Raw genomic sequence first — 26,372 nt, forward strand, 5'->3', positions numbered from 1 at the left:
CGAAAACCACCCGAACCAAATCAGGCTCAATTCTCACCAGCTCCGTCAGGAAACCCTAGAGCGAGTTCGTCGGCCGCCAGAAGCGCCGCCGCTCTCGTTCGATGAGCGGGTTATAAGCCCACCCACATGAACACGTCAACAGGGCAGAACAAGAAAAATCAAAAAAGTGATAAGTTGTTGAAAATATAGATGTTTCTCAGGAAGACGCTCTCAGAACGTCCCCGAACCGCCCCCGCAAACCCCAAATCACCGCAGAAAATCTTGTCCAGATGGTCAAAACCGGGGTGGGACGCCGATATTGGACGCCGACACACCAATGGCACCCGGTGCATAAGGAGAATGTCGGGGAAAGCCTGACGGTTTCGCTTGACTTCGCACATAAAGAAAAGGGCGCCGGCGGATATCCGCGGCGCCCTCCCCTACCGGCCTTCGGCAAGGCTTCAGCCCTTCAGCTTGGACATGATCTGCTCGAGGAACCCGAGCAGCACGGCCGAAACCACGAAGGCGAGGTGAATGAAGGTCAGCCACATCAATTTGGTGTCGGTATATTGCTGCACATTGAGGAAGACCTGCAGCAGGTGGATCGACGAGATCGCGACGATCGATGAGGCGACCTTGATCTTGAGGCTGCCGGAATCGAGTTTGCCGAGGAAGGAGACATCCGCTTCCGCCTCGTCGAAGCGGCTGACGAAATTCTCGTAGCCGGCGATCATCACCATCAGGATCAGGCTTGCGACGAGCGCCGCGTCGATGAGGCCGAGCATGGCGAGGATCATCTCCGCATCGTCGTAGACGAAGACGTTCATCGCCACCTTGCCGAACTTGTAGAGGAACGACACCGCGTAGACGGCGAGGGCCGCCACGAGGCCGAGATAGAAGACCACCAGGATCCAGCGGCTCGACAGGATGATGCGTTCAACCAGCAGTTCGAGGGATTTCATCAATCAGGCTCCAGGGATTCGGCTAGAGTATGTCAGGTTCAGACTGAACCAGACATACTCTAGTTTCTTTTGTTTTCGTTTGTCTTGTCGGGAAAACCGGTTCCCACTTTTCCCTGACAAACTCTAGTGGAATGGTGTTAACCAATGGCCGGAAGCCTCGCAAGACCTGGCTGCGGACGCAAAAAGGGCGGCGTCCGCAAAACGCCGCCCTTTCAAGGACACTTGGCTCTTATGCCCGGCGGAACAGGCCCGCAATCAAGGACAGGACCAGAAGGGCCAGGAAGACGAAGAACAGAATCTGCGCGATACCGGCGGACGCGCCGGCAATGCCTCCAAAGCCGAGAAGACCGGCAACAAGTGCAATCACGAGAAACACGACAGCATAATAGAGCATTTTCGAACTCCTTCCTTGTATATATCGCTGGAGGAACGGCGGATGCTTGAAAAAGTTCCAGAAAGTCGAGCGAATACAATGGATTTATGACCATGGCCGCAGGCAACAGCGAAGCCGCCGCGGCCTTTCGGCTGCGGCGGCTCGAGCGGTGACCGGCCTGGTCTGCGAACGTGCCAGAATATGGCTGGTTCTTTTGTTTGTCTTTTCGGGAAAACCGCTTCCCACTTTTCCCTGACAAACTCTAGTGACGCTGCGCCCAATCGTCGATCTGCCGCTCCGCCTCCTCCTTGGCGAGGCCGTAGCGCTGCTGGATCTTGCCCGAAAGCTCGACCCGGCGGCCCTTGATCACATCGAGATCGTCATCCGTGAGCTTGCCCCACTGGGCCTGGGCCTTGCCCTTGTACTCGGTCCACTTGCCTTCGATGATATCCCAATTCATATCGCTGTCCTTTCTATTCCCTGGAACGCGTTGGCGTTGACGAAGAGAAAATCGTTCAGCCCTGGAAAAGTTCCCGATTTGCTCAGTGCCCGGTTGTTCAATGCATGACGGGACGAATGTCAGTCCTGGTGTTTTCGGCGACGACGACGCCCTCGGCCGGCGGGCTCACCTGGCGCACGTCGACTTCGAGACCGTCCCGGGTCATGCTCCAGCTGATCTCGACATCTTCTTCGATCCAGGCCGGATCGATCGCCGCGCAGCGCGCGTGCACGATGCGCTTGCTTGTGCCGGCACCGCCGAGTGCCATTGGCAGCGCGCTCTGACATTCTTCCATGGATTCGAACGCCACCTGGGGCGCTTGCAGTTCTTCACAGGCGAGGCTGCCATGGCTGCAGCCGACCAGAAGCATGATTGCGGCTATGTGTTCCATCTCATGTCTCCATCACCCGTCGGGCAACACCCCGTCGCGTTGGACAAGCAACGAAAGGACCGGAAGAAAGTTCCGAAACCCTGCGATGACGGGCCCTTCACATTTTCGGGAACAATTTTCATTGTTGCCCGTTGTCGGCCCATCGCTCGATAGCGAACCGGACGTGAAAGGAAGCGCAGATGCTCAGCACCATACTCCTCGTCGTTTTGATACTGCTTCTGGTCGGCGCCCTGCCGAACTGGGGATACAGCCGCAGCTGGGGTTATGGCCCTTCCGGCGGCCTGGGTCTGATCGTCCTCATTCTTCTCATCCTCGTCCTTATGGGACGTATTTGATCCCGCCAACCACTCCAGGAACCGGAACCATGAAGAAGACTATCATCGCGCTTGCCCTCGTCGCCTCCACCGTGACGCTCACCGCCTGCACCCAGACCGAACGCGGCACCGCGATCGGTGCGGGTACGGGTGCCATTATCGGCGGCGTCGTTACCGGCCGTGCCGGCGGCGCGCTTGCGGGTGCCGCCATCGGTGGCGTGGCGGGTTACCTCGTCTCCCGTTCCGACCGCAACGGCTACTGCATCTACCGCGACCGCTACGGCCGCCGCTACGAAGCACGCTGCCGCTAACCAGGCCGCAGACCGACCGAACGCGAAACGGGCCCTCGGGCCCGTTTCTTGATGTCTTGAACTGGAATAGATGCATGCGTTCAGGGATTGCGCTTGGCCTTCTGTTCGGCCTCGTCGAGTTTTTCCAGAAGGTCGAGAATACGATCCGGCACCGGGTCCGTCTCGATGACGTCGTAGAAGGATTTCAGCTTGCGGCCGATAGGACCATTCGGGTCGAACGCAGCCTTGAGCGGCGCATTGCGACCAACGCGTTTCTTTTCCTTACCGGGCTCGATCATGGTCTTGTTTCCATCGCGTGCTGGCCGCTATCTTCCTTTTGCCCAAGATACCAAATAGCAAGTCGGACTTAGCATGCTACCAATAGGTTTCCGCATAGTGAACTCTAGCGGAAACGGTTCCGATGCGGAACATATTCAGGGAGAACTAAATGTCACTTTCCACCCGTATCGCACCGCATCTCGCCTATCTGAGGCGGTTTTCCCGTGCCGTAACGGGCTCGCAGACGTCCGGCGACGCCTATGTCGCCGCCATGCTCGAAGCGCTCGTCGCCGATATCTCGCTTTATCCGGAAGGTCGCAACGATCGTCTGGCGCTCTATCGGCTCTATTGCTCGCTGTTCGAGAACCTCGACGTGACGCTGCCGGAAAACACCTCGCCCTTCGGCTGGGAACGGCAGGCCGCGGCAAACCTCGCCAACCTGCCGCCGGCCGAACGCAAGGCCTTCCTGCTGATCGCCGTCGAAGGCTTCGACATGGCGGAAGGCGCCGATATTCTCAACCTGTCCGAGGAGCGCTTTGCCGAACTGCTCGACGAGGCTTCGCGTGACATCTCGAGCCAGGTCGCGACCGACATCATGATCATCGAGGACGAGCCGCTGATCGCCATGGACATCGAGGACATGGTGAAGGGCCTCGGCCACAATGTCACGGGCATCGCGCGCACGCATTCCGAGGCGGTCGAGCTCTACAAGCGCACATCGCCGCGCATGGTGCTGGCGGATATCCAGCTTGCCGACGGCTCTTCGGGCATCGACGCGGTCAACGACATCCTGAAGAACAGCACGATCCCGGTGATCTTCATCACCGCCTTCCCGGAACGGCTGCTCACCGGCGAGAAGCCGGAACCGGCCTTCCTCGTCACCAAGCCGTTCAACCCGGATATGGTGAAGGCGCTGATCAGCCAGGCGCTGTTTTTCGACGAACAGGCGCGGCTGGCGAAGTCCGCCTGATCGCGTCTACGCCGACCACAAAAAGGCCCGCTCGCGCGGGCCTTTTTCGTTTCAGCCGTGCGGCGCTGATCAGAGAGCGGCGACGACGATGACTTCGACCAGGTAATCCGGCGTGGCCAGCTTGGATTCGCCGGTGGCGCGGGCGGGCGTGTGGCCCTGCGGCGCCCAGGTGTCCCAGACGGCGTTCATCTTGGAGAAATCGGCCATGTCGGCAAGCCAGACCTGGGCGGAGAGGATGCGGGTCTTGTCCGTGCCGGCGAGCGCCAGCAGGCGGTCGACTTCGGCCAGCGCCTGCCTGGTCTGCTCGGTGACATCGGAACCCGCCTCGCCGACCTGACCGGCCAGGTAGACGGTTCCGTTGTGCACGACGGCCTGGCTCATGCGCGGGCCGGTTTCAAAGCGTTTGATGTCCATGTGTCGTTCCTGTCAGGTCTTGAATATCTCCCGCGAAAGCGGTGTGCCGTCTATACGGGGCCACGCCCGGCGACGCCAGTGGCAGGCCGGCAAATTCCGACGACGGCTAGCGGAGCGCGCTCAAGCCGGTGAACGCATCCGCGACGATCGCCTCGACCGTTGCGTCGATGTCGACGGTGACGACGCCGGGTTCGCCGGACGGATCCTCCAGCGTGGCGAGCTGGCTGTCGAGCAGGCTGACGGGCATGAAATGATCGCGCCGCGCCGCCATGCGGGTCATCAACAGGTCGCGGCTGCCCTTGAGGAAGACGAAGGCGAGCGTGCCGCCGGCGGCCATGCGCAGGCGGTCGCGATAGGTCTTCTTCAGGGCGGAGCAGGAAACCACGACGCTTTTTCCGTCGTTCAAGGTCTCGGCCATGGCGCGGCCGATCGTGTCGAGCCAGGGCCAGCGATCCTCGTCATCGAGCGGAATGCCCCTGGACATCTTTTCGACATTGGCGGCCGGGTGCAGGCTGTCGCCCTCGATGAAGGCGGCGGGAAGCACTGCGGCAAGGCCCTCGGCGACCGAGGTCTTGCCGCAACCGGAAACGCCCATGACGACGATCGCGCGTGTCACGAGCGTTCGTCCTCAGGCCGCGCGCTTGCGGCGTTCGATGCGGGCGCGGATGGCGTCCACGTCGACCCGCGGAGTCGCGGCGAACAGGGTTTTCGTATAGGCGTGCTGCGGGTCCTCGAAGACCTGGTCGCGGCTGCCATATTCCACCGCCTCGCCGAAATACATCACCATCACATCGTCCGCGATGTGGCGCACGACCGAGAGGTCATGGCTGATGAAGACATAGGTCAGTTTGAACTCGTCCTGAAGGTCGGCGAGCAGGTTCAGCACCTGGGCCTGCACCGAGAGGTCGAGGGCCGAGACCGGTTCATCGAGCACCAGCAGGCGCGGGTTGAGCATCAGCGCGCGGGCAATCGCCACGCGCTGGCGCTGGCCGCCGGAGAACATGTGCGGGTAGCGCCCGTAATGTTTCTCCTCCAGGCCCACCTTCTTCAGGATCGCCATGGCACGGTCGCGCCGCTCGGCCGCCGGCACCTTGGTGTTGATGATCAGCGGTTCCGTCAGGATGTCGCCGATCTTCTTGCGCGGATTGAGCGAACCATAGGGGTTCTGGAAGACGATCTGCACCTTGCTGCGCATTTCCGCCGTCAGCGGCTCGCTGGCAATGTCGACCTTGCGGCCATCGATCAGCATTTCGCCCTCGGTGATCGGATCGATCATCGTGACCATGCGGGCAAGCGTGGACTTGCCGCAGCCGCTTTCGCCGACGATGGCGAGCGTCTTGCCCTGCTCCACGTTGAAGCTCACGCCCTTGACGGCGTGAACGGTCTTGGCCGGTTTGAACATACCGCCGGGGATATGGTAGTCGCGCTTCAGGTTGCGCGCTTCGAGAACAGGGGTCATCGCAAGGCTCCCGCAAAAATCTCGGCGTCGGTCAGCTTTTCCGTGATCGTCGGCAGGCGTCCGCCAACCGCGTTTTCCGGAAGCGCGGACAGAAGCGCCTTGGTGTAGACGCTCTTCGGGTTTTCGAAGAGCGACAGCACATCGGCCGACTCGATCTGGCGACCCTTATACTGCACGATGACGCGGTCTGCCGTTTCGGCCACGACGCCCATGTCATGGGTGATGATGATGAGGCCCATGCCGTATTCGGCCTGGAGCTTCATCAGGAGGTCGAGGATCTGCTTCTGGATCGTCACGTCGAGCGCGGTGGTCGGCTCGTCGGCGATCAGGAGCTTCGGATTGCAGGCAAGCGCTGTCGCGATCATCACGCGCTGGCACTGGCCGCCCGACATCTGGTGCGGGAAGTGGCCGAGGCGTTCTTCCGGGTTCGGAATGCCGACCGACTGGAAGAGCTCGATCGCACGGTCGCGGCGGGCCTTGCGGTTCAGATCGGTGTGGACGCGCAGCACCTCCTCGATCTGGAAGCCGACCGTGAAACACGGATTGAGGCTGGCGATCGGCTCTTGAAAGATCATGGCGATGTCCTTGCCGATGATCTTGCGCCGGTCGCTGTCGGACATGGCCTGCATGTCGCGGCCGTTGAAGGTGAGCACGTCGGCGGTCACCTTCGCCGTCCAGGGCAGAAGCCCCATGGCGGCGAGCATGGAGACCGACTTGCCGGAACCCGATTCGCCGACGATGGCGAGCACTTCGCCCTCGTCGACCTTGAGGGAGACCCCGTCCACGGCGCGGAAGGGACCGGAGGCCGTCTGGAATTCGACGGTGAGGTTTTTGACTTCGAGAAGCGGCATCACGACCTCTTCAGCTTGGGATCGAGGGCGTCGCGCAGGCCGTCACCCATCAGGTTGATGGCCAGCACGGTGATGAGGATGGCGAGGCCGGGGAAGGTCACGACCCACCAGGCGCGCTGGATGAATTCGCGCGCTTCGGCAAGCATCGTGCCCCATTCCGGCGTCGGCGGCTGGGCGCCCATGCCGAGGAAGCCGAGTGCGGCCGCATCGAGGATCGCCGCCGAGAAGGCGAGCGTCGCCTGCACGATGAGCGGTGCGAGGCAGTTCGGCAGGATCGTCAGGAACATCAGGCGCAGCGTGCCCGCCCCCGCGACCTGCGAGCCGACGACATAATCCTTGGTCTTTTCCGTCATGACGGCCGCGCGTGTCAGGCGTACAAAATGCGGCTGGTTGACGAGCGAGATGGCGATCATGGCGTTGAGCAGGCCGGGACCCAGAACGGCCACCAGCACGAGGGCGAGCAGCAGCGAGGGGAAGGCCAGGATGATGTCCATGATGCGCATGATGAACGTGTCTACCTTGCCGCGGAAGTAACCCGCGATGAGACCGATCAGCACGCCCGAGACCACCGACAGCGTCACGACGACGAGGCCGATGAAGAGCGAGAAACGCGCACCGTAGATGAGGCGCGAGAGGATGTCGCGGCCGACGGCGTCGGTGCCGAGAATGTGTCCCCACATGCCGCCTTGCTGGAAGACCGGCGGCAGGAGGAGCAGTTCGCGGTTCTGGGCGCTCGGGCTGTGCGGCGCGACGAAGGGCGCGAAGACGGCGACGAACAGGATGACCAGGAAGAACGCCAGCCCGATGACGGCGCCCTTGTTGCGCGAGAAATAGAACCAGAATTCGGAAAGCCCCGACGGCGGCTTGCCGCCCGTCTTGACCTCGGTGGTGGTTTGAAGTGCAGCCATGAGATCGTCTCCTAGTGCCGGATTCGCGGATTGACCCAGCCGTAAAGCAGGTCGACCACGAGGTTGACGATCATGATGACGGCGGCGATCAGCATCAGGCCACCCTGCACCACGGCATAGTCGCGCTTGAAGACGCTGTCGACCATCCACTTGCCGATGCCCGGCCAGGAGAAGATCGTCTCGGTGAGGATGGCGCCCGCCAGAAGCACGCCGACCTGCAGGCCGATCGTGGTGATGACGGGGATCATCGCGTTGCGCAGCGCATGCACGCCGATGACGCGGAACGGCGACAGGCCCTTGGCACGGGCGGTGCGGACATAGTCCTCGCCGAGCACTTCGAGCATGGCCGAACGGGTCTGGCGCGCGATGACGGCGAGCGGGATCGTCGCGAGCACGACGGTCGGCAGGATCAGGTAACTCAACGCCGACTTGAACGCCCCCGCCTGCCCCGAGATCAGGCTGTCGATCAGCATGAAGCCGGTGACCTGCGGGAAGAAGTACATCAGCGAGATGCGTCCCGAGACCGGCGTCCAGCCGAGATAGCCGGAGAAGAAGATGATGAGCAGCAGCCCCCACCAGAAGATCGGCATCGAATAGCCGACGAGGGCGACCCCCATCAGCGACTGGTCGAGCCAGGTCCCCCGTTTCACCGCGGCGAGCACGCCGGCGGGAATGCCGAGCGCGATGGCGACGATGATGGCGCAGAGCGAGAGCTCCAGCGTCGCCGGGAAGAGGTTGACGAAATCGTCGAGAACCGGGCGCTTCGTGACGATGGACGAACCGAAGTCGCCCGTCACGAGACCGCCGAGATAATCGAAATACTGGATGTACATCGGCCGGTCGAGGCCGAGCTGGTGCATGAGCTCGGTATGGCGTTCCGGCGACATGACGCGTTCGCCCGACATCAGCATGACCGGATCGCCCGGCAGAAGTCGAATGAAGGAGAACGCGATCAGCGATACCCCGAGGAACGTGGGTATCAGGACGGCAAGCCGTCCGAGGATAAAGCGAAACATGGGAGCCAATCCCTTCTTTTTTGTGAAAAACCGGCGGCCCGAATGTCTTCGAGCCGCCGGCCAATGCACGCTCTTTGCGGCGTGCCTTTTTCGTAGCCGATCTTACTCGGCGATGTCCACGCCTTCGAAGACGAAGTCACCGAGCGGCGACTGGACGAAGCCCGAGACCTTCTTGCTCATCGGAACGACGGCGAGCGAATGATCGAGCGTGTTCCAGGGCGCTTCGCGCTTGAAGATGACCTGGGCCTCTTCATAGAGCTTCGTGCGCTCTGCGACGTCGGCGGTTTCCTTCGCCTTGGTCATCAGGTCGTCGAACTCCTTGTTGCACCACTGCGCACGGTTGTTGCCGCCGACAGCGTCGCAACCGAGCAGGGTGTCGAGAAAGTTGTCCGGGTCGCCGTTGTCGCCCGTCCAGCCGAGGATGGCCGCGCCGTCGCGGTCCTTGGCAGAGGAGAGCTTCAGGTATTCGGCCCATTCGTAGGAGACGATCTCGACTTCGACGCCGACCTTGGCAAGGTCGGCCTGCATCAGTTCCGCTGCGCGGCGGGCGTTCAGCATGTAGGGACGCGCGACCGGCATGGCCCAGATCTTCATCTTGAGGCCCGAAACGCCGGCGTCTTCGAGCATCTTCTTGGCCGCTTCCGGGTCGAACTTGTCGTCGACGACGGCATCGTTATACGACCACATGGTCGGCGGGATCGGGTTCTTGGCAACGGTTGCCGCGCCCTGGAAGACCGCGTCGACGATAGCCTGGCGGTTGATCGCCATGTTGAGGGCCTTGCGGACCTCGACCTTGTCGAAGGGCGGAACCAGCGTGTTGTAGGCGAGGTAAGCGACGTTGAGGCCGGCCTGCTCGGAGATGTGCAGGTTCGGATCGGCCTTCAGCTCGGCGACGTCAGCGGCGTTCGGATAGGACATCAGGTGGCATTCGCCGGCCTTCAGCTTCTGCGCGCGAACGGCTGCATCGGTGGTGATCGCGAAAACCAGGTCGTCGATCGCCTGCTTGCCGCCCCAGTAATCCGGGTTGGCCTTGTAGCGGATCGCGGCATCCTGCTGGTAGGCGACGAAGGTGAACGGACCGGTGCCGAGCGGCTGCTGGTTCATCAGCTCCATCTTGCCGTCAGCCTGAAGCTTGTCGGCATATTCCTTGGAGACGATCGAGATGAAGGGCATGCCGAGGTTCGCCAGCAACGGCGCTTCGGGGCGCTTCAGCGTGATCTTGACCGTCAGGTCGTCGACCTTCTCGACCTTGTCGAGAACGTCCGGCAGACCCATGCCGGAGAAGTATTCCCAGGAGGCGCCCGGAACATACTTGTTCCACGGATTGTCTTCCTTGTACTGGCGCTCGAAGGAGAAGATCACGTCGTCGGCGTTCAGTTCACGCGTCGGCGTGAAGTATTCGGTCGTCTGGAATTTCACGCCCTTGCGGAGCTTGAAGGTGTATTCCTTGCCGTCTGCCGAAATTTCCCAGCTTTCAGCCAGCGCAGGCTCGAGTTCCGTCGTGCCGCGCTTGAATTCCACCAGCCGGTTATAAACGGTGTGTGCTGCCGCGTCGAAGGTCTGACCGCCCGTGTATAGGCCGGGGTCAAAACCCTCCGGCGAGGCTTCCGAGCAATAGACGAAGGTCTTCGACCAGGCGGCCGTTGCCATCAGTGAGGCAAGCGCCGTCGCTGCGAGAAGAGTAGTCAGCTTTTTCATAGTGAGCTTCCCAGGTTTGCTTTTTTGTTCTCTTGTTACGGGCTCGGGTGCATTTCCTGCCCCGGCCTTGCGGGGATGGAACGACATTTGCCGCAGGATTGCAATAAGTCCGCGAACAAATTTGTCCAAACGGAAAAAAACGCAGAACATTATTCTCCACAGCATTAGAAACGCCTTCAAAAGCGCCTGATCTCGTCTATTTGGGCCCGTCAATCCCTACCTGCCCGGATGGTGGCGGCCAAGCCGGCGTGCCATAGAGGGACGTCGAGGCAATATGGGTTGCCCTCTTACATTTTTTTCCTTTATTTTCAGAGACTTGGCGCGTCATCGGGAAAAAAGTGCCCGCTTCTCGCGAAATTGTCCGGCAAAACCCTTTGCCGCCAGAGATCGCGGCGCTAGATTTGAACGCGTGGATCCCCGGGGGTTGAGACCACGTGCCTGTCTTGAACAAACACTACCGGCGTTACGGCTTCGAAAGCGATCTTGAGAAAGCTCTCAATCGTGTCGATTTCTTTCGCATTTTCCACACGATGGCGCTGCGCTACGGCTTCGAGCATTTCGGCGTTCTCCAGCTTGCCAACGAGCACGAGACCAGCATGCTTTCGAGCCGCCTCGTGCTGCACGACCTGCCGGCCGGCCTTGCCGAAACCTATGACAAGCGCCACCGCATCAACGATTCCGCGATTTTCAAGAGTTTCTACAAGTCGACGATCCCGACCGTGTGGCTTGGCACCGACGCGTCGGAAAACGGCGCTGCCGGCGTCGACTTCCTCGACCAGATCGGCTTCGACATGGCGCTCGCCATCCCCGTGCACTCCATCGCGGGCACGCGCTACGTGGTGCTCTTCCTCGGCGACGGCGAGGATATCGGCCGCACCGAACATCTCGAGATCTGTTACGAGGCGAACTGCGCCTTCGACTATTTCTACCGCCAGGTGCTGGCCAACAAGGCCGGCATGGGCCTGACGCCGCGCGAGACGGAAATCCTGCGCTGGATCTCCTACGGCAAGACGGCGAGCGAGATCGCCCTCATCGTCTCGGTTTCCGAGCATACGGTGAACTCGCACACGGCGACGATCCTCAAGAAGCTGGACGTGGTCAACCGCACGCAGATGGTCGCCAAGGCGATCCGCGAGCAGATCATTCAATAATGCTCATAAAACAGTTGGGCAGCAGCCCCGATAGCAGAGTTAGGGACTTGTTAATGGTCGCGGTCTGGATGAGAGTAACGGCGGTTTTCGAGGCCGGCAGCCTCTGCAACGCAACCGGGTTCAGCTAGCGCCATGACAGCAAAAGTCCATATCCTGCTCGTCGATGACGATCCTGCGGAAAACATCATCCTCAGCGCGCTGATGCGCAAGGTCGCAAGCTATGCGATCACGCTCGATTATGTGGAAACGGTGGAAGGCGCGCTCGATTTCATCCGCTCGTCGGGCGCCACCCTCGACATGATCCTGATGGACAACCGGCTCCAGCCGCAGGCGGATTTTCGCGAGACGGTGCCGGAACTTCGGCGCAACGGCTATATCGGCCCGATCGGCGTCATCTCGTCGTCGATCAACGATGCCTATTTCCAGAAGATCGACGACTACGGCGTCGACTTCCGCATCGACAAGGCGGAACTCGACCCGACCGCCATCGAATTCATCCTGCAGGAATATGTAAAGCGCGGCGTCAGCGCCGGGGAATGAGCCCGACGCTTTTGCTCAGGCCGCCGGCTGCTGGGCGAAGGTCGCCGTTTCCAGGCCGAGAAGCATGCCGATCTGCGGGCGTGCCTTGACGAGATCGTCGATCGTGTACTGCTGGAGCACTTCGAAGAAGGCGTTCAGCGCCTTGCGCAGCGCCGAGTTGAGGCCACAGCTATCGACCAGCGGGCACTCGACCTCACCGGCCTCGAAACATTCGGCCATGGCGAAGGAATCTTCCGTCACCCGCACGACGTCGAACAGCGTGATCTCGCTCGCCGGCTTGGGCAGGCGCACGCCGCCATTGCGGCCGCGCACGGTCTCGATGATGCCGGCCCTCGTCAAAGGCTGGAGGATCTTGAACAGGAACAGTTCCGAGACACCATAGGCCCTGGCGATTTCCGGAATACGGCTGAGCTTTCCACCATTCGCCGCGCAGTACATCAACATGCGCACGGCATAGTTGGTTTGTTTCGTCAAACGCATCGGGAACTCCGAATCCGGGTTTTGTCAGGCATCACATATAGGACAGATCGTCGTTTAGAACAATTCCAAAAAACTGCAATTTCAGAAAACCGGAAAATCACAATCATGTTATGGCAGTGGTGACATGGTTGACTGTGAGGGGCAAGCCGCTAAACACGACTTTAGCAGTTAAGAATAAATGCACTCAGGAGGACATATGCCACTGCTCAAGAACACCCTCGCCGCCCTCACGCTTTCCACCGCCGCCCTGGCGCTTGCGCTGCCCGCGCATGCGGAAGGCGAAGTCAACATTTACTCTTACCGCCAGCCGGATCTGATCAAGCCGCTGCTCGACGCGTTCACCAAGGAAACCGGCATCACCACCAACGTGCTGTTCCTCGACAAGGGCCTTGTCGAGCGCATCCAGGCGGAAGGCGCGAACTCGCCGGCCGACGTCATCTTCACGGTCGATATCGCTCGCCTGACGGAAGCCAAGGATGGCGGCGTGACGCAGCCTGTCGTGAGCGACGTCATCAACAAGGACATCCCGGCACAGTACCGCGATCCGGACGGCAACTGGTTCGGCCTGACCACGCGCTCGCGCGTCGTCTACGCCTCCAAGGACCGCGTCGCGCAGAACGAAATCACCTATGAAGAGCTTGCCGACCCGAAGTGGAAGGGCAAGATCTGCACCCGTGACGGCCAGCACTCCTACAATATCGGCCTGACCGCCTCGATGATCGCCCATCACGGCGAAGCGAAGGCCGAGGAGTGGCTGACGGGCCTGAAGAACAACCTCGCCAAGAAGCCCGACGGCGGTGACCGCGACCAGGCCAAGGCCATCCTTGCCGGCGAATGCGACCTGGCGCTCGGCAATTCCTACTATGTCGGCCTGATGCTGACCAACGAGAAGGAGCCGGAGCAGAAGGACTGGGCCGCCGCCATTAAGGTTCTCTTCCCGAACGCCAACGACCGCGGCAGCCACGTCAACATCTCCGGCATTGCGCTCGCCAAGAACGCCCCGAACAAGGACAATGCGCTGAAGCTGATGGAATTCCTGTCGGCCGGCACCGCGCAGCAGATCTATGCCGAGCAGGTCTACGAATATCCGGTCCTGCCGGGTGCCGAACCCTCCGACGTCGTGAAGTCCTTCGGCACGCTGAAGGCCGACGAACTGCCGCTCATCGACATTGCGGCCAACCGCAAGAAGGCATCCGAGTTGGTCGACAAGATCGGCTATAACGATGGCCCGTCGCAGTAAGCCACGGCTTTAAAGCACTCAAAGGAAACGGCGGCCGATGGCCGCCGTTTTCGTTTATTGCAGGTCCGGGTCCGACTGGCCGGAAATGATCCGGCTATAGTCGATGATGTCCTTCTTGCGCTGCGGCGTGCCCGGATGGGTGGAGAGGATGTTGGTGTCGCCCTTGTCGCCGAGCTTTTCCTCCAGCAGGCCGAAGAAGCGGGCGATCGCCGTCGGGTCGTAGCCGGCCTTGGCCATCAGCTCCACCGACCGCCGGTCGGCCTCGGCTTCCGCGCTGCGCGAATAGGACAGCGCCAGCAGGCCGCCGCCCTGCACAAGCACATCCTCGACGCTGGAGCCGACATCGCCGGCGATCAGCATGATGAGGCCGGTCATGCCGGCGGCGCGATAGAATTGGCGCAGGCTGTGCTCCAGCTCGACATGGCCGATTTCGTGCGCGAGCACGCCGACGATCATCTCCGTATCGCCGGCCGCCAGCTCGACGAGCTGGTCGGTGATGACCAGCGTGCCATCCGGCAGCGCAAAGGCGTTCGGGCCGATCAGGCCGCCGTCGCGGAAATTGAGGTTATAGGCGCCGGCACCGCGCGGCGACTGCGCGGCGATGCGTGCAAAGCCATCGGCGATTTCCTTGCGGCGTGCTTCGGCAAGCTTGGTCGGCGAGAAGGTCGTCTGGTCGAGCGCCTCCAGCGTGCCCTGCGCCATCAGCTGCGGCACGATCGGCGGGGTTGTCAGGATCGCGACCTCGACGAGGGCCGGCACGCCCCAGCGATAGACCGCGCCGCCAAGCAGGAACGCGGCGAGCACGATGATGATCAGGCGGAGCTTGAACTGCTCCAGCCAGTGCACGATGCCGGCACCCCCCTTGCCGCGCGCGGCGAGATAGCGGTCGATGCCGTCATTGTCCCAGGTCTCGAAGACCGAACCGTCCGGGAAGGTCACGCGGCGCGGGATGGCGCCGACGCGGCTGGAAATCTCCACCCAGGAGAGCCCGGCGCCGGCAAGGGGCTTGTCGCCCCCCGCCGGCACGGCGACGATCTCGCCGTCCCGCTCGACGAGGCGGGCCTCGACCGAGCGGCTGGAACCGGCGGGGTGCCAGTCTCCACTGGCGATGGCCCCGCCCGCTATGGCAACATTCTCAGAAGCCAAAATCGAACCCTTCGAAGTCCATGAACTCGGAACCGACGGCCGACCCTTGGGCCTCGATCCGGCTGAACAGCTCGCCGATGTCACCGGTGAAAGTGATGCCGGTGTGCTCCCAGGTATAGCGCGCCATGCGCACCGCCGCCCATGGCCGCATCAGGCCGAAAGTCAGGATGGTGATCAGGACGTTGGAAATGGCGATCCAGGTGTAGCGGGTGCGCGAGACGTCGCTCATCAGCCGATGCTGGCCATCGAAGGTCGTGGCGGAATAGGCGATGTTGCGCACGCCCGCCCGGTAGAACAGGCCGGCAATGCCGAAGGTGGCGAACAGCGTGACATAGGCGATCGCGCCGGCGATGAAGAGCGGGATCTGCTGCTCCGGCGTCAGCGCGCCGGGCGTCTCGATCATCGACAGGATGATCGGCAGGTTGATGAAGGCCAAAAGCGCGATGATGCCGAGGCCGAGCACGACGATGAGCAGCGACAGGAACCAGGACTTGTAGATCGCGCCGAGCTGCGGGTCGGTGTCGAAGGCCTTGCCGCCGTAGCGCAGGTTCGAGCCGACGTAGCGCGAGACCCAGCGGCTGGCGAGCGGCGTGAGGATGCCGATCGTGATGACGGCGAGCAGGCTGCCGAGGATGAAGGCCTTGAAGGCACCGCCGGCGCCGCCGACGAAATCGAAACGCACGTTGCGGTAGCTGGTGACGCGCGCGGAAAAGCGCAGGCCCTTGGCGACGAGCCATGGCAGCGCGATCAGCACGACGAGCGTCGGCAGCAGCACCAGGATCGGCACCAGAGCGGCGACCACGTTGAGCACGACGAAGCCGCCGAGAACGATGAGGCGGCCGATGAGGATCTGTAGGCCCTTGGCATGGTATTCGAAGGACCGGCCAAGCAGCACGGTATTGCCGTAGAAGTATCGATTGCGGCGCACCTTCGCCCAGGCCGAATAAATGCCGAGCGTGATGATCGTCAGCAGCACATTGACGATCCAGATGCCGAAATATTCAGACGCCCTGCCGGTGAACGTAATCCGGTGAAAGCCGCCCGCCTGTGCGGCGGGCTGCGCAGATGCTGCGAATGACATATTGTTTGCCCCTTCCAAATGCATAGAACACGAGGGCTTAACGGGCCGGGCCAGCCGGCTATTCTTCGCAAAGCACAAAAAATCGGCAATGCAAAAAGGGCCCCCGAAACGGGAGCCCTTTCCATTCCATCAGTGCGGAAGGATCACTTCATCGTCGGCATGACGAATTCGGCGCCGTCCTTGATGCCCGACGGCCAGCGGCTGGTGATGGTCTTGGTGCGGGTCCAGAACTTGATCGAGTCCGTGCCGTGCTGGTTGAGATCGCCGAAGGACGAGGACTTCCAGCCGCCGAAGGAATGGTAGGCAAGCGGAACCGGGATCGGAACGTTGACGCCGACCATGCCGATGTTGATGCGGCTGGCGAAGTCGCGGGCCGCATCCCCGTCACGGGTGTAGATCGCGACGCCGTTGCCGTATTCGTGCTTCATCGGCAGGTCGAGGGCTTCCTCGTAGTTCTTGGCGCGGACGACGGAGAGTACCGGGCCGAAGATCTCGGTCTTGTAGATGTCCATGTCCGGCGTGACGTTGTCGAACAGGCAGCCGCCGACGAAATAGCCGTCTTCATAACCCTGGAGCTTGAAGCCGCGGCCGTCGACGACGAGGTTGGCGCCTTCTTCCACGCCCTTGTCGATGAGGCTCAGGATGCGGGCCTGGGCTTCCTTGGTGACGACCGGGCCCATGTCGGCCTTGTCATCGGTATAGGGGCCGATGCGCAGGCTCTCGATCATCGGCGTCAGCTTTTCGATCAGCCGGTTGGCGGTTTCCTCGCCGACGGGGACGGCCACCGAGATCGCCATGCAGCGCTCGCCGGCCGAGCCGTAGCCGGCGCCCATCAGGGCGTTGGCGGCCTGGTCGAGATCGGCGTCGGGCATGATGATCATGTGGTTCTTCGCGCCGCCGAAGCACTGGGCGCGCTTGCCGTTGGCGGCAGCCGTGCCGTAGACGTAACGGGCGATCGGCGTGGAGCCGACGAAGGAGACGGCGGCGATATCCGGATGCGCCAGGATGCCGTCGACCGCACCCTTGTCGCCGTTGACGACGTTGAGAATGCCGGCAGGCAGGCCCGCTTCGATCATCAGTTCGGCAAGGCGGATCGGCAGCGACGGGTCACGCTCGGAGGGCTTCAGGATGAAGGCGTTGCCGCAGGCGATGGCGGGCGCGAACATCCACATCGGGATCATGCCCGGGAAGTTGAACGGCGTAATGCCGGCGCCGATGCCGACCGGCTGGCGGATCGAGTACATGTCGATGTTCGGGCCGGCGCCTTCGGTGAACTCGCTCTTCATGAGATGCGGGATGCCGATGACGAATTCGCAGACTTCGAGGCCGCGGATGACGTCGCCCTTCGAATCCTCGACCGTCTTGCCATGCTCGCGGGAAATCAGAACGGCGAGTTCGTCCATGTTCTGGTTCAGAAGCTCGACGAACTTCATGAAGACACGGGCGCGGCGCTGCGGGTTGGTGGCGGCCCACTTCGGCTGCGCGGAAAGCGCGCTGTCGACTGCGGCCTGAAGGTCGACATCGCTGGCGAGCGCGACCGTCGCCTGGACTTCGCCCGTCGCCGGGTTGAAGACGTTTGCGGTGCGGCCGCTGGTGCCGGCGACCTTTTTGCCGTGGATGAAATGGCCGATCTCGTACATGGGAGCTCCTCCGTTGTTGTGAGAGGATCATCGCACTTCAATTTGCACAACTCAATCACCTCATATAAGGAACCGTTGTGCAAAAATTGAAGTCGGAGGCCGGTATGAACTGGGATGACGCACGCATGTTCCTCGCCGTTGCCCGCACCGGCCAGATCCTCGCCGCCTCCCGCCGCCTCGGCGTCAACCATGCCACGCTGAGCCGAAGGGTCAGTGCGCTGGAGGAAGCGCTGAAGACGCGGCTCCTGATCCGCCGCACCAATGGCTGCGACCTCACGGCGGAAGGCGAGGTCTTCTTGCGCGCGGCCGAACGGATGGAGACGGAGATGCTGGCGGCGCAGGCGAGCATCGGCCGCATCGACACCGCCGTCGCCGGTACCGTGCGCGTCGGCGCGCCGGATGGTTTTGGCGTGTCCTTCCTTGCGCCAAGGCTCGGACGGCTGACGGCGCGGCATCCGGAACTGAAGATCCAGCTTGTGCCGGTGCCCCGCTCCTTCTCGCTGTCGCAGCGCGAGGCGGATATCGCGATCACGCTGGAGCGGCCGGAACAGGGCCGCCTCGTCTCCTCGAAGCTGACGGACTATACGCTCGGGCTCTATGCCTCGCGCGACTACCTTGCGGAACACGGCACGCCGGAGACGGTCGAGGACCTGAAGGCGCATCGGCGGGTCGGCTATGTGGAAGACCTGATCTTCACGGCCTCGCTCAACTTCACCGGCGAGATCATGCGCAGCTGGGATGCGAGCTTCGAGATTTCCAGCGCGACCGGCCAGACGGAAGCCGTGCGCTCCGGCGCCGGCATCGGGATCCTGCACGATTATATCGCCCGGCAATACGGCGAACTCGTCCGCCTGCTGCCCGCCAACGCGATCCGCCGCGCCTACTGGACGACCTGGCACGAAAGCGCACGGGATCTCGTGCGCGTGCGCACCGTGGCGGAATTCGTGCAGGAACTCGTTCGGCAGGAGCACGAGATCTTTCTCTGAAACTTACTCCGCGGGCAGCGGCACCAGCGCGCTTTTCGCCCGCGTGGTCACCGCCGCCTCTTCCACCGGCTTCTCGGCAAGGGCGACCTTCACCTTTTCCTGCGTGGCCTCGCCCGGCAGGGGAACGCGCACGGCATTGCGGATGACGGCCGGCTCCTCCGCCCGCTTCTCCTCCACCACGCGGCGTTTTGGCCTGCGGACCTCGACGTCATCCTCGACGATCGCCACGGGCTCGGCGCGCGTGAGCACGGGCTGGCTGCGGCCGTAACCGCTGCCGCCGGCATAACTCAGCATGTCGAACGTATCGCGCGTCACCGGCTTCAGTCGCAGGCCGGCCATCAGCGACGCGATGCGCTCCTGCGGCATGGTCGGGTGGCAGAAGCGCAGGCGCACCTGCGCGGAGTAATTGCCCGCCCCGATCCGGCCCATCGCCGTTTCGCGCACCGGCGAGACGCGCTTGGCGAATTGCCAGGCGTAGAGGCAGCTTCCGGACTTTCCGAGCGGGCCGGTGGCATAGCCGTAGATGCCGTGCATGTTCTGGCCAGGCGCGGCATCGATCGTCATGGCGACGCCCGGCAACGCCTGCCGCATCTCGGCGAGGATGGCGCGGCGTGTCGGGGCGCGCAGGAAGGTCACGCCTTCGGAGGGCGTGCCGATGCGCACGGTGAGCACGTTTTCGCCGGCGGACGCCGTGGCGTTGGAATAGACGATCGCCTGCTCGAAGAACTGGCCGCGTACCGTCTGGCGCACGCTTTCGATGTGGCCGGAGATCGACGGCAGGTAGGCGGCCGCGAATTCCGGGGCCACTTCGGTCGAGATCGGCGGCGCATCCGGCCGGATGGCGCCCGTTTCGAGGAACGGGTCGTGCACCGCGGTGCAGCCGGTGGCGAGGAACGGAAGTGCGGCAAGAAGCAGCCAGCGCATGAAGAACCTATCGGGTGGGGTAATCGGAGGAGATGGCAAGGCCGCGCGCGGCCGCCGGGTCATAGAGATGCGTGTTCAGCCGGGCGAAGACGGCCTGCGCCTCGGCACGATGGCCGAGATGATAATGCGCCCAGCCGCGCAACTGGCTGAGATCGGCGGGCTCGGCGACGAGGCCGGCGCGCGCATTCAAAGCATCGAGCACGCGCTGGTACTGCTTGTGGTCGAAGGCCGAGCGGGCGCGCTGGAAGTAGATTTCGGCCCGCACCTCGCGGTCCCGCTTTTCCGAAAGCGCATACATGCCGATCATCGCCTCGGCATCGTCCGTCAGGCGGCCGCGCAGCAGGGTGAGCGCCGCGCCATAGGCGGCGTCCGCCTGCGTCCGGCTGTTGCCGAGCGCCGCCTCGAAGGCGTTGCGCGCGTCAGCGAGACGGTTCAGCCCGAGATGGCACCAGCCCTTGATGAGCATGGCATCGGCAGATACCGCGCCCCGCGCTTCCAGCGCAGAAATATCCTCGATGCAGGCGCTGAACCGCTTCGCCTTGAAATGCGCAAGATAGCCGTTGCCGCCGCCCGTGGAGGCGACCGGCATGTCGATGGCAATGCTGCGGCGGCCCTTCGGCGGGGTCGCGACCTTTATCTCCGCCCAGATATCCGGATAGATGTCGCGGTACTCGCCTTCGAGCGCCGCATAGTCCTTCTTTTCGCCGAGCCGCAACAGGCTGAGCGCCAGGCCCTTGACCCGCACCGGCGCGCTTTCCCAATCGATCGATTTTGCGAACCAGGCCCTCGACGCCTCGTACTGGCGGGAATTATAGGCGTACCAGGCGAGGATTTCGGCATGGTCGGCATTCGACGTCGCGAGGATGGCGTTGCTGTAGGCCGTGACGGTCTTCACGTCCGCATCCGGCTGGTCGGGCTTGGAGAAGCGCAGCGACAGCGCGTTCATCAGGAATTCCGGATCGCCCGAAAGGTCCTCCAGATACTGTTCCGCCACCGCATAGGCCTCGTCCTGCTTGTTCTGCGCGGCAAGCGAGAGATAGAGGCCCTTGGCGTCGTTCTCATCGCTATGCTTGACGAGCGCCGCCTTGAACCAGCGCTCGGCGCTCTCCGGCGCCTTCAGCTTCAGATCGTACCAGCCGAGCAGCGCGAGGTCTTCGAGGCGGTCGCCCTTTTCCGCAGCCAGACGCAGCTTGCCGACCTCGCCTTCGCCGATCGGCGTCTGGCGCTTTTCGTCGGCATTGAAATCGGCGATGTCCTTGCGGGTCAGGTCCAGCTCGACAGGCGGCAAGCCTGCCTGGAGCAGCGGCGAGGTCGCAAGCAGGCCCATCGCCTTGCGCACGTCCTCTGCCGAGAAATCGCGCGTCGATTTCTGCAGGGTCGTCAGGAGCTGCTGGTCCGGCAGGCGCTTGTCACCTTCGCGGAAGAGCAGGCCGCGATAGACGTTTGTCAGCGCATCCTTGGCGCCGGTCTCCGCATAGGCATCGAGCAGCATCCAGACGAGATCGACTTCCGTTTCGCTGGACGGGTCGAGCGTCTTGGCGGCTTGAATGACGCCCATCCAATCCTTGCGGGCGGTGGCGGCCATCATGTCGACGCGCTGCTTGCGGCGGGCGAGTTTGCCGGAAAAATCCTCGGTCGGACGCCATTCCGGATTTTCCGACCGGCGGCGGCCGATCTCCGCATCGATGCCGAGGAAATCGTTCTTCTCGTAGAGCGCCCAGAGCGTGCTTTCATCCACCTGCCGGGCGGCCGGCGAATAAACGTCGGCGGGCACGACGAAATCCGGATATTTCAGCCGCAGCCGGTTCGTCTCGGCCTCCAGCCGATCCTCCTGTTTCTGCTCGGCATAATAATAGAGGGCAGCGAGCTCGACCTCGCCGGGGCCGGGCTTCGTTTCGCCGGCCAGCGCCGAGGAGCCGAGCAGCAGGGGGACAAGGAAAAGCGTTCTCATCGGTCGGACCTCACGCCCTTGCGCGGCACCGTAATGCCGAGCCAGACGGCGAAGATGCCGAGGCAGGCGAGTACGAGCAGCACGTAGATCTGGAAATTGTCGGAGAACCAGGCGGCGGCGACGCGGCGCAGGTTGCCGGGGCTGCGGTCCTGGAGATCGGCGATGTAGCGATCGGCCGCCGGCAGGCTGACGAGCGACAGGCTCGCCGTCTCGATCACGGCCGTGCCGCCATCGAGGTCGCGCCAGATGGCGGGCTCGACAAGCCGGTTCACGCCAGCCTCGATATCGCGCGGCGCGCTCGCCTTGATCACCGTCCAGGTGGCGAGCCCATCCGGCGCGCGCATCTGCGAGAGCGTCACCAGCGAACCGGCGCCATGCGGCGCGACGCGCGCGGTGTCGTCGCCCTGGTAGTTCAGCCAGCGGCCGAAATTCTTCGTCGCGGCGGAAAGCCAGAGCTGTGCGCGCGAACCGAAGGACAGGTCGCCCTCGCCGGCCGCCGTCGAATTGTGGAAGGCTTGCAGCAGGTCAGCGGTCTCGTTGCCGGTCGCGGTGTCCGGGACCGACGCGGTGACGACAGGATCCGGCTCCATGAGGGCTGCGACAGAGGCGCCGATATCCGTTTCACTCGGGAAGGATGCCTTGTCGGTGGCGCCGAGTTCGGCGAAATCGTTCTGCGACGAGACGACGAGCACATCGCGGCCGGTGCCTTGCGTGGGCGTGCCGATGGCGATCTTCGCGGTCAGCGGCGCACGAGCCGAAAGGGCCAGGCGCGACAGCAGGGTGAGGCCGGCACCGACCGACTGGCTGTCCGCCCGGTCGATGACGAGATCGAAGGGCTTGCCGCCGCCATAGGGATAGGCCTTGCCGGCGAGTGCGGCGAGATCGGGAAGCCGGCCGACGCGGGCGAGTGCCGGAACCTCGATCGCCGTCGTATCGAGCAGGATGAAACGCGGCTTGCCGTCGTCGCGCTCTTCCGGCCGGCAGGCGGCATCGGCTGCGACCGGCAGTTCGGCGAGCAGTTCGACGCGGTTGACGCCCGGGCGGAAGGCGCGCAACGGCAGTTCGATGCGTTTGCCATCGAACTGTTCGCCCTCGCCGTTGCGGAACGGGTAGCTCTTCACGACCCTGTCGTTGACGCGCACGAGAAGTTGGGCGGTCTGGTCGAGGCCGGGCGAGGTCGCGGCATGCAGGCGCAGGTCGAGCGTCGCATATTCGGCAGCGTAGAAATCCGCCGGCATTTCGACGGCGAAATCGGTGCGCGACAGGCGGCCGGAGAAGACGCGGGTCTCGTAGCCCGCCTCCTTCAGCGTGCGGCGTTCACCGGCATCGACCGCAAGTACGCCCCTGCCCTTCTCGAAGATGCCGGACTTCAGTCCATCGGCAAGTGGCCCCTTCACGGCGGCGAGCACGGCCGCATTGACGTCGTTGAGATTGGCCGCGCGCAGGACGACCGTCGCCCGGTCCGCCGTGGCGCCGGCCTGGACGGAAAGACCGCGGGGGGCGTTTGAAAGACCGAGCTTGGACAGCGTTGCGGCGCCGTCGCGGTCCATCGCCATGACGAGATCGATGCCCGGGCCGGTGCCCGGCTTGTCTGCGACCGACACGCTCACATCGTCCCGGTTCAGGAAGAGGATGAGCGATTGCAGGGCGGGAGCGACCTCGTTCAGCGCCTCGGCGCTCAGGGCGCCGGGAACGACGATCCTAACATCCGTACGATGCGCGGCGTTTCGGCGGACGGCCAGCAGGCTGTCGAAATCGGAAAAGCCCGACAATTGACCAGTGGCAAAACCGCTCGCTGCGGGATCGAGCTTCGTCCAGAGCTCGTAGGTCGCATCGAGCGAGCAATCGACCCGATGGTGCTGCCGGGCGCGCAGACGCACGACATTGCGGCCGGCCTTGAGGAATTCGGCGGCGACGGCGATCTTCTCCGTCAGCGTGCCGTTCGGCGAGGCGATGGCGAAGCCGCCGACATCGCGGCCGTTCACCTCGACATCCATCTTCGCCGTATCGGGCAGCACGGAGACGGCGTTGATATAGGCGAGGTTCAGCGTGCCGCCGGCGGAGACCTGCGGGCCATCGAGCGCGAAGGTGAAGGTCGCGACGTCGTCCTCGCCGACGAGTGCATAGGCATCCGCCGATTGCTCGAAGGGCACGAGGGCCTTATCCGCCGCCGGCTCGGCCTTCTTTGTCTCGACGGGCGCGGGAAGCAGGCCGCCGGACAGCGCAGTGCCTTCGAGCAGCGGCTTGACGCTATCGGCCACCAGCCCCTCCGCCCGGCCGGCACCGGCCGAGGCGACGAGGAGGGAGAGGCCCAGCATTGCGAGAAGAGATGTCTTAGCCATAGGCCTGGGTTCCTGTGAGGACCGGCGGCAGCTCGACGGCGCGGCCGGGGATCTGGGCATTGTTTTCCTTCACCACGATGGGCGCATCGGCGAAGGATTTGACGGCGCTTTCGCGGATGAGGCCGGCGGAATATTGCAGCGCGCGAAGCGTCTCGCGGATGCTCCACAGCGCGAAGCGCGAGGTGCCCCAGAAGAAGCTGCCGCGCACCTGCCGGCGCACGAGCCGTTCCTGAAGAACCGCCTGGTCGGAGAACATCAGCTCGGCGATCGCCAAGAAGGTCTCCGGCGTGCGCTCCTTGTAGGCGAAGCCGTGGATGGCGCCCTCGCCCGCCGCGCGGCTGGAACGGCAGATCACCTCGAAGGCGATGATCTGGCCGGCGCGGCGCAGCTGGATCGTCGCCTCCAGCGGGGTTTCGAGGTCGATCTCCGGCGCCTTGTCGACGAATTCCACCGAGATGCCGCCGGAGGACGCATCCTGGATGATGACATTGTTGAGCTTGCCGTCGATCTTCATCAGCGCGTGGCGCTTGACCGGCAGGCGCTGGTTGCGGCGCAGTTCGCGGCGTTCGGCGACGACGCCGAGTGCCGCACCGGCAAGGCCGAGGTTGATGAGGTTCCAGCCGGCGACGATGGTCAGGAGCTCGGTCGCGACCGGCTCTGTCAGGAAGCGGTAGCCGGAATAGAGCGCGGCGGCCAGGAGCACGAAGAAGATGATGAAATAGGGCCGTGCCAGCGGCGAGAGCATGCTGCGGTCGAGCGTCTGGCCCTTGGCGGTGACGTTGAAGGTGGGTTTGCGCGGATTGCGGATCACGCTGAGGATCGAGCCGAAGAGCAGCACCGACTGGACATATTCATAAAGCTCGGAGACCCAGGGCCAGCGCACCCGGCCGTAGAGATAGCTCTGCATGGCGAAGGAGCCGATGAGATAGGTCACGGCATAGGAGGCGAATTCGAGGATGTTCGCCTGGTAGATTTCCAGCGAGAAGAAGATGTAGAGCAGCGGCGAGAAGACGAAGGCGAGCCGCGACAGCGGGAACAGCCAGAACAGGTTGATACCGGCATAGCAGATGCGCTGGGCGAGCGTCAGGCCCTTGGCGAGGAACGGCCGGTTGAGAATGAGGATCTGCAGCATGCCCTGGCACCAGCGGGCGCGCTGGCCGATGAAGGAGACGAAGGTCTCCGGCTGAAGGCCGGCGATCAGCGGCTTGTCGACATAGATGCTGTGCCAGCCCTTGGAGTGCAGCGCCAGCGCCGTCTCGCAATCCTCGGTGATCGACTGGCCGGAAAACCCATTCACTGAGGCCAGCGCCGAACGCCGCAGTACCGCCGCCGAACCGCAGAAGAACGAAGCGTTCCACTTGTCGAGCCCGCGTTGCAGGATCGAATAGAACATCTCGTTTTCGGACGGCATGCGCGCGAAGGTCTGGAGGTTCTTTTCCAGCGGATCGGGATTGAGGAAGTAGTGCGGCGTCTGGACGAGGAACAGCTTTTTATCTTCGCGGAAGAAACCGATGGTCTCGCGCAGGAACTCGCGCACCGGCGCATGGTCGGCGTCGAAGACGACGACGAGTTCGCCGCTGGAGACCTTGAGGCCCTCGTTGAGGTTGCCGGCCTTGGCGTGGTCGTTCTGCTTGCGGGCGTGGTAATGCACGCCGAGCGAGGCGCAGAGCGCCTTCAGCTGCTCGTGGCGACGGATCGCGGCAATCGCGATGCGCGGGTCCTTGTGATTGCGCTTGGCATCCGTGCCGCCATCGTCCAGCAGGTAGACGTTCAGCTTGTCCTTCGGATAGAGCAGCGATTTTGCCGCGGCGAGCGTGCCGGCGAGCAGTTCGGGCTCTTCGTTATAGGACGGGATGAAGACGTCGACTGTGGGCAGGCTTGCGGCCTCGCCCGGCCCCGGGGTTTTGCGCTTCAGCGGATCGGCCAGCATGAAGAAGCTGACCGCCAGCATGGCGAGGCAATACATCTCGGCCAGATACAGGATCAGGCCGGGGATGAAGTTCAGCGGTTCGTAGATGCTCGGCAGTGTTTCCGTGGTGCGCCAGAACGCGTAGCGCATGGCGAGGATACCGGCACAGGTGAAGGTGACGAGCCGGAGCGTAGTGTTGGCCGGGCGCGTCATCGCCAGGAACATCACGCCGAGCACGGCGAAGGAGAGAATGAGCTGGGCCTGGAGGCTTATCGGCAGCCAGAGAAGGAACAGCCCGACCATGCCAGCGGGAACCGCCAGCCACTTGACGCACGTCATGTGCATTTGAAGAACCCCATTTGCATCGCGGCAGCGCGTCATGCGGACCGGTTCCACACAGGAACAGGTCAGACCCTAGGGTTCAGTGGTCAACGGATTCCTAATACAGTGCCAAATCGGGACTGGCGTCAAAAGCGTGGTAAATGAAGGGTTTACGCCAACCGCGTGATCTGCGAATCGCGTTCGCCTACCGTAGCGAAATCGGATAGCAGCGGGCTCATTGTGGGGTGATCTCGCAAT

The 26,372-nt window shown here is 63.2% G+C and carries 27 protein-coding genes; 7 read left to right on the forward strand and 20 right to left on the reverse strand.

The genetic code is table 11. The annotated features are described in order from the left end of the window. Positions 1-440: 440 nt before the first annotated feature. From VGN93_RS02955 to VGN93_RS02970, 4 genes are all read right to left on the reverse strand, one after another. Complete coding sequence (locus tag VGN93_RS02955) at positions 441-941, reverse strand: TIGR00645 family protein (RefSeq protein ID WP_319318641.1); 501 nt, start codon at positions 939-941, stop codon at positions 441-443. Between the two features lie 229 nt (positions 942-1,170). Next, a complete protein-coding gene (locus VGN93_RS02960; RefSeq protein ID WP_023514833.1) occupies positions 1,171-1,335 on the reverse strand; it encodes a DUF1328 domain-containing protein in 165 nt (54 codons plus the stop codon). Between the two features lie 241 nt (positions 1,336-1,576). Beyond that, positions 1,577-1,774, reverse strand: a complete 198-nt coding sequence (locus VGN93_RS02965; RefSeq protein WP_319318631.1) for a CsbD family protein — start codon at positions 1,772-1,774, stop codon at positions 1,577-1,579. Between the two features lie 97 nt (positions 1,775-1,871). After that, positions 1,872-2,204 (reverse strand): hypothetical protein, encoded by a 333-nt coding sequence (locus tag VGN93_RS02970; RefSeq protein WP_327506287.1) that lies wholly within the window; start codon positions 2,202-2,204, stop codon positions 1,872-1,874. Between the two features lie 179 nt (positions 2,205-2,383). Between VGN93_RS02970 and VGN93_RS02975 the strand changes: the two genes are divergently transcribed. Further along, positions 2,384-2,539, forward strand: coding sequence for a DUF3309 family protein (locus tag VGN93_RS02975; RefSeq protein WP_319318626.1), 156 nt, complete (start codon positions 2,384-2,386; stop codon positions 2,537-2,539). Between the two features lie 29 nt (positions 2,540-2,568). Next, the gene (locus VGN93_RS02980; RefSeq protein ID WP_319318623.1) at positions 2,569-2,829 is read left to right on the forward strand and encodes a YMGG-like glycine zipper-containing protein; all 261 of its coding nucleotides are present in this window, start codon (positions 2,569-2,571) and stop codon (positions 2,827-2,829) included. A gap of 80 nt (positions 2,830-2,909) precedes the next feature. On the opposite strand, the gene VGN93_RS02985 is transcribed toward VGN93_RS02980, so the two are convergent. Then, positions 2,910-3,107, reverse strand: a complete 198-nt coding sequence (locus VGN93_RS02985) for a NepR family anti-sigma factor (RefSeq protein WP_319318622.1) — start codon at positions 3,105-3,107, stop codon at positions 2,910-2,912. Between the two features lie 149 nt (positions 3,108-3,256). Here VGN93_RS02985 and VGN93_RS02990 point away from each other — a divergent pair, with 149 nt between their 5' ends. Beyond that, on the forward strand, positions 3,257-4,057 hold the full coding sequence (locus VGN93_RS02990) for a response regulator (RefSeq protein ID WP_319318619.1): 801 nt from the start codon (positions 3,257-3,259) through the stop codon (positions 4,055-4,057). A gap of 69 nt (positions 4,058-4,126) precedes the next feature. Here VGN93_RS02990 and VGN93_RS02995 read toward each other — a convergent pair whose 3' ends face one another. From VGN93_RS02995 to VGN93_RS03025, 7 genes are all read right to left on the reverse strand, one after another. Further along, a complete protein-coding gene (locus tag VGN93_RS02995; RefSeq protein ID WP_327506288.1) occupies positions 4,127-4,471 on the reverse strand; it encodes a RidA family protein in 345 nt (114 codons plus the stop codon). Between the two features lie 106 nt (positions 4,472-4,577). After that, a complete protein-coding gene (locus tag VGN93_RS03000; protein WP_327506829.1) occupies positions 4,578-5,066 on the reverse strand; it encodes a gluconokinase in 489 nt (162 codons plus the stop codon). A 33-nt stretch (positions 5,067-5,099) separates the two neighbouring features. Beyond that, positions 5,100-5,930, reverse strand: coding sequence for a dipeptide ABC transporter ATP-binding protein (locus VGN93_RS03005; RefSeq protein ID WP_327506289.1), 831 nt, complete (start codon positions 5,928-5,930; stop codon positions 5,100-5,102). After that, positions 5,927-6,781: an ABC transporter ATP-binding protein gene (locus tag VGN93_RS03010; protein ID WP_319318612.1), complete on the reverse strand. Its 855-nt coding sequence runs from the start codon at positions 6,779-6,781 to the stop codon at positions 5,927-5,929. The genes VGN93_RS03005 and VGN93_RS03010 overlap by 4 nt, the downstream gene beginning before the upstream one ends. After that, a complete protein-coding gene (locus tag VGN93_RS03015; RefSeq protein ID WP_319318609.1) occupies positions 6,781-7,689 on the reverse strand; it encodes an ABC transporter permease subunit in 909 nt (302 codons plus the stop codon). Before VGN93_RS03015 ends, VGN93_RS03010 begins: the two co-directional genes overlap by 1 nt. An 11-nt stretch (positions 7,690-7,700) precedes the next feature. Further along, positions 7,701-8,705: an ABC transporter permease subunit gene (locus VGN93_RS03020; RefSeq protein ID WP_319318606.1), complete on the reverse strand. Its 1,005-nt coding sequence runs from the start codon at positions 8,703-8,705 to the stop codon at positions 7,701-7,703. 102 nt (positions 8,706-8,807) lie between these two features. Continuing rightward, positions 8,808-10,403 (reverse strand): ABC transporter substrate-binding protein, encoded by a 1,596-nt coding sequence (locus tag VGN93_RS03025; protein WP_319318604.1) that lies wholly within the window; start codon positions 10,401-10,403, stop codon positions 8,808-8,810. 443 nt (positions 10,404-10,846) lie between these two features. Between VGN93_RS03025 and VGN93_RS03030 the strand changes: the two genes are divergently transcribed. Together VGN93_RS03030 and VGN93_RS03035 are read left to right on the forward strand one after the other, a co-directional pair. Continuing rightward, entirely contained in the window at positions 10,847-11,554 is a 708-nt protein-coding gene (locus VGN93_RS03030; RefSeq protein ID WP_327506290.1) for a LuxR C-terminal-related transcriptional regulator, read from the forward strand. Between the two features lie 132 nt (positions 11,555-11,686). Then, entirely contained in the window at positions 11,687-12,094 is a 408-nt protein-coding gene (locus tag VGN93_RS03035; protein ID WP_319318598.1) for a response regulator, read from the forward strand. A gap of 15 nt (positions 12,095-12,109) precedes the next feature. Here the strand turns inward: VGN93_RS03035 and rirA are convergent, their stop codons facing one another. Beyond that, positions 12,110-12,574 carry an iron-responsive transcriptional regulator RirA gene (rirA, locus tag VGN93_RS03040; protein ID WP_319318594.1) on the reverse strand — a complete coding sequence of 155 codons (465 nt, stop codon included), beginning with the start codon at positions 12,572-12,574 and terminating at the stop codon, positions 12,110-12,112. 196 nt (positions 12,575-12,770) lie between these two features. On the opposite strand from rirA, the gene VGN93_RS03045 reads away from it, so the two are divergent. Beyond that, on the forward strand, positions 12,771-13,814 hold the full coding sequence (locus tag VGN93_RS03045) for a Fe(3+) ABC transporter substrate-binding protein (RefSeq protein ID WP_327506291.1): 1,044 nt from the start codon (positions 12,771-12,773) through the stop codon (positions 13,812-13,814). Positions 13,815-13,868: 54 nt separating this feature from the next. Here the strand turns inward: VGN93_RS03045 and VGN93_RS03050 are convergent, their stop codons facing one another. From VGN93_RS03050 to VGN93_RS03060, 3 genes are all read right to left on the reverse strand, one after another. Continuing rightward, complete coding sequence (locus VGN93_RS03050) at positions 13,869-14,960, reverse strand: M48 family metallopeptidase (protein WP_327506292.1); 1,092 nt, start codon at positions 14,958-14,960, stop codon at positions 13,869-13,871. Next, on the reverse strand, positions 14,950-16,041 hold the full coding sequence (locus VGN93_RS03055) for a YjgN family protein (RefSeq protein ID WP_319318585.1): 1,092 nt from the start codon (positions 16,039-16,041) through the stop codon (positions 14,950-14,952). Before VGN93_RS03055 ends, VGN93_RS03050 begins: the two co-directional genes overlap by 11 nt. 143 nt (positions 16,042-16,184) lie before the next feature. Then, positions 16,185-17,681, reverse strand: a complete 1,497-nt coding sequence (locus tag VGN93_RS03060) for a CoA-acylating methylmalonate-semialdehyde dehydrogenase (protein ID WP_327506293.1) — start codon at positions 17,679-17,681, stop codon at positions 16,185-16,187. Positions 17,682-17,785: 104 nt separating this feature from the next. Here VGN93_RS03060 and VGN93_RS03065 point away from each other — a divergent pair, with 104 nt between their 5' ends. Continuing rightward, a complete protein-coding gene (locus VGN93_RS03065; RefSeq protein ID WP_327506294.1) occupies positions 17,786-18,667 on the forward strand; it encodes a LysR family transcriptional regulator in 882 nt (293 codons plus the stop codon). A gap of 3 nt (positions 18,668-18,670) precedes the next feature. On the opposite strand, the gene bcsN is transcribed toward VGN93_RS03065, so the two are convergent. The 4 genes from bcsN to bcsA are packed head-to-tail and all read right to left on the reverse strand — an operon-like array spanning position 18,671 to position 26,138. Further along, the gene (gene bcsN, locus VGN93_RS03070; protein ID WP_327506295.1) at positions 18,671-19,591 is read right to left on the reverse strand and encodes a cellulose biosynthesis protein BcsN; all 921 of its coding nucleotides are present in this window, start codon (positions 19,589-19,591) and stop codon (positions 18,671-18,673) included. Positions 19,592-19,598: 7 nt separating this feature from the next. Then, positions 19,599-21,542 (reverse strand): bacterial transcriptional activator domain-containing protein, encoded by a 1,944-nt coding sequence (locus tag VGN93_RS03075; protein WP_327506296.1) that lies wholly within the window; start codon positions 21,540-21,542, stop codon positions 19,599-19,601. Continuing rightward, a complete protein-coding gene (locus tag VGN93_RS03080) occupies positions 21,539-23,884 on the reverse strand; it encodes a cellulose biosynthesis cyclic di-GMP-binding regulatory protein BcsB (RefSeq protein WP_327506297.1) in 2,346 nt (781 codons plus the stop codon). Before VGN93_RS03080 ends, VGN93_RS03075 begins: the two co-directional genes overlap by 4 nt. After that, positions 23,877-26,138, reverse strand: a complete 2,262-nt coding sequence (gene bcsA / locus VGN93_RS03085) for a UDP-forming cellulose synthase catalytic subunit (RefSeq protein ID WP_327506298.1) — start codon at positions 26,136-26,138, stop codon at positions 23,877-23,879. Before bcsA ends, VGN93_RS03080 begins: the two co-directional genes overlap by 8 nt. Between the last annotated feature and the right edge of the window lie 234 nt (positions 26,139-26,372).

Origin of the sequence: Shinella sp. (assembly GCF_035998705.1) — a bacterium.
In the GTDB taxonomy this organism is placed as follows: domain Bacteria; phylum Pseudomonadota; class Alphaproteobacteria; order Rhizobiales; family Rhizobiaceae; genus Shinella.

What these genes read in the sequence shown, in the direction of transcription:
- VGN93_RS02960 (WP_023514833.1), bottom strand. Translation starts at nt 1,335, where the DNA reads ATGCTCTATTATGCTGTCGTGTTTCTCGTGATTGCACTTGTTGCCGGT.
- VGN93_RS03000 (WP_327506829.1), bottom strand. Translation starts at nt 5,066, where the DNA reads ATGGGCGTTTCCGGTTGCGGCAAGACCTCGGTCGCCGAGGGCCTTGCC.
- VGN93_RS03080 (WP_327506297.1), bottom strand. Translation starts at nt 23,884, where the DNA reads ATGGCTAAGACATCTCTTCTCGCAATGCTGGGCCTCTCCCTCCTCGTC.
- VGN93_RS03010 (WP_319318612.1), bottom strand. Translation starts at nt 6,781, where the DNA reads ATGCCGCTTCTCGAAGTCAAAAACCTCACCGTCGAATTCCAGACGGCC.
- VGN93_RS02965 (WP_319318631.1), bottom strand. Translation starts at nt 1,774, where the DNA reads ATGAATTGGGATATCATCGAAGGCAAGTGGACCGAGTACAAGGGCAAG.
- VGN93_RS03015 (WP_319318609.1), bottom strand. Translation starts at nt 7,689, where the DNA reads ATGGCTGCACTTCAAACCACCACCGAGGTCAAGACGGGCGGCAAGCCG.
- VGN93_RS02975 (WP_319318626.1), top strand. Translation starts at nt 2,384, where the DNA reads ATGCTCAGCACCATACTCCTCGTCGTTTTGATACTGCTTCTGGTCGGC.
- VGN93_RS02995 (WP_327506288.1), bottom strand. Translation starts at nt 4,471, where the DNA reads ATGGACATCAAACGCTTTGAAACCGGCCCGCGCATGAGCCAGGCCGTC.
- VGN93_RS02970 (WP_327506287.1), bottom strand. Translation starts at nt 2,204, where the DNA reads ATGGAACACATAGCCGCAATCATGCTTCTGGTCGGCTGCAGCCATGGC.
- VGN93_RS02990 (WP_319318619.1), top strand. Translation starts at nt 3,257, where the DNA reads ATGTCACTTTCCACCCGTATCGCACCGCATCTCGCCTATCTGAGGCGG.
- VGN93_RS03065 (WP_327506294.1), top strand. Translation starts at nt 17,786, where the DNA reads ATGAACTGGGATGACGCACGCATGTTCCTCGCCGTTGCCCGCACCGGC.
- bcsA (WP_327506298.1), bottom strand. Translation starts at nt 26,138, where the DNA reads ATGCACATGACGTGCGTCAAGTGGCTGGCGGTTCCCGCTGGCATGGTC.
- VGN93_RS03045 (WP_327506291.1), top strand. Translation starts at nt 12,771, where the DNA reads ATGCCACTGCTCAAGAACACCCTCGCCGCCCTCACGCTTTCCACCGCC.
- VGN93_RS02980 (WP_319318623.1), top strand. Translation starts at nt 2,569, where the DNA reads ATGAAGAAGACTATCATCGCGCTTGCCCTCGTCGCCTCCACCGTGACG.
- VGN93_RS02985 (WP_319318622.1), bottom strand. Translation starts at nt 3,107, where the DNA reads ATGATCGAGCCCGGTAAGGAAAAGAAACGCGTTGGTCGCAATGCGCCG.
- VGN93_RS03060 (WP_327506293.1), bottom strand. Translation starts at nt 17,681, where the DNA reads ATGTACGAGATCGGCCATTTCATCCACGGCAAAAAGGTCGCCGGCACC.
- VGN93_RS03075 (WP_327506296.1), bottom strand. Translation starts at nt 21,542, where the DNA reads ATGAGAACGCTTTTCCTTGTCCCCCTGCTGCTCGGCTCCTCGGCGCTG.
- VGN93_RS02955 (WP_319318641.1), bottom strand. Translation starts at nt 941, where the DNA reads ATGAAATCCCTCGAACTGCTGGTTGAACGCATCATCCTGTCGAGCCGC.
- VGN93_RS03020 (WP_319318606.1), bottom strand. Translation starts at nt 8,705, where the DNA reads ATGTTTCGCTTTATCCTCGGACGGCTTGCCGTCCTGATACCCACGTTC.
- VGN93_RS03005 (WP_327506289.1), bottom strand. Translation starts at nt 5,930, where the DNA reads ATGACCCCTGTTCTCGAAGCGCGCAACCTGAAGCGCGACTACCATATC.
- rirA (WP_319318594.1), bottom strand. Translation starts at nt 12,574, where the DNA reads ATGCGTTTGACGAAACAAACCAACTATGCCGTGCGCATGTTGATGTAC.
- VGN93_RS03025 (WP_319318604.1), bottom strand. Translation starts at nt 10,403, where the DNA reads ATGAAAAAGCTGACTACTCTTCTCGCAGCGACGGCGCTTGCCTCACTG.
- VGN93_RS03035 (WP_319318598.1), top strand. Translation starts at nt 11,687, where the DNA reads ATGACAGCAAAAGTCCATATCCTGCTCGTCGATGACGATCCTGCGGAA.
- VGN93_RS03055 (WP_319318585.1), bottom strand. Translation starts at nt 16,041, where the DNA reads ATGTCATTCGCAGCATCTGCGCAGCCCGCCGCACAGGCGGGCGGCTTT.
- bcsN (WP_327506295.1), bottom strand. Translation starts at nt 19,591, where the DNA reads ATGCGCTGGCTGCTTCTTGCCGCACTTCCGTTCCTCGCCACCGGCTGC.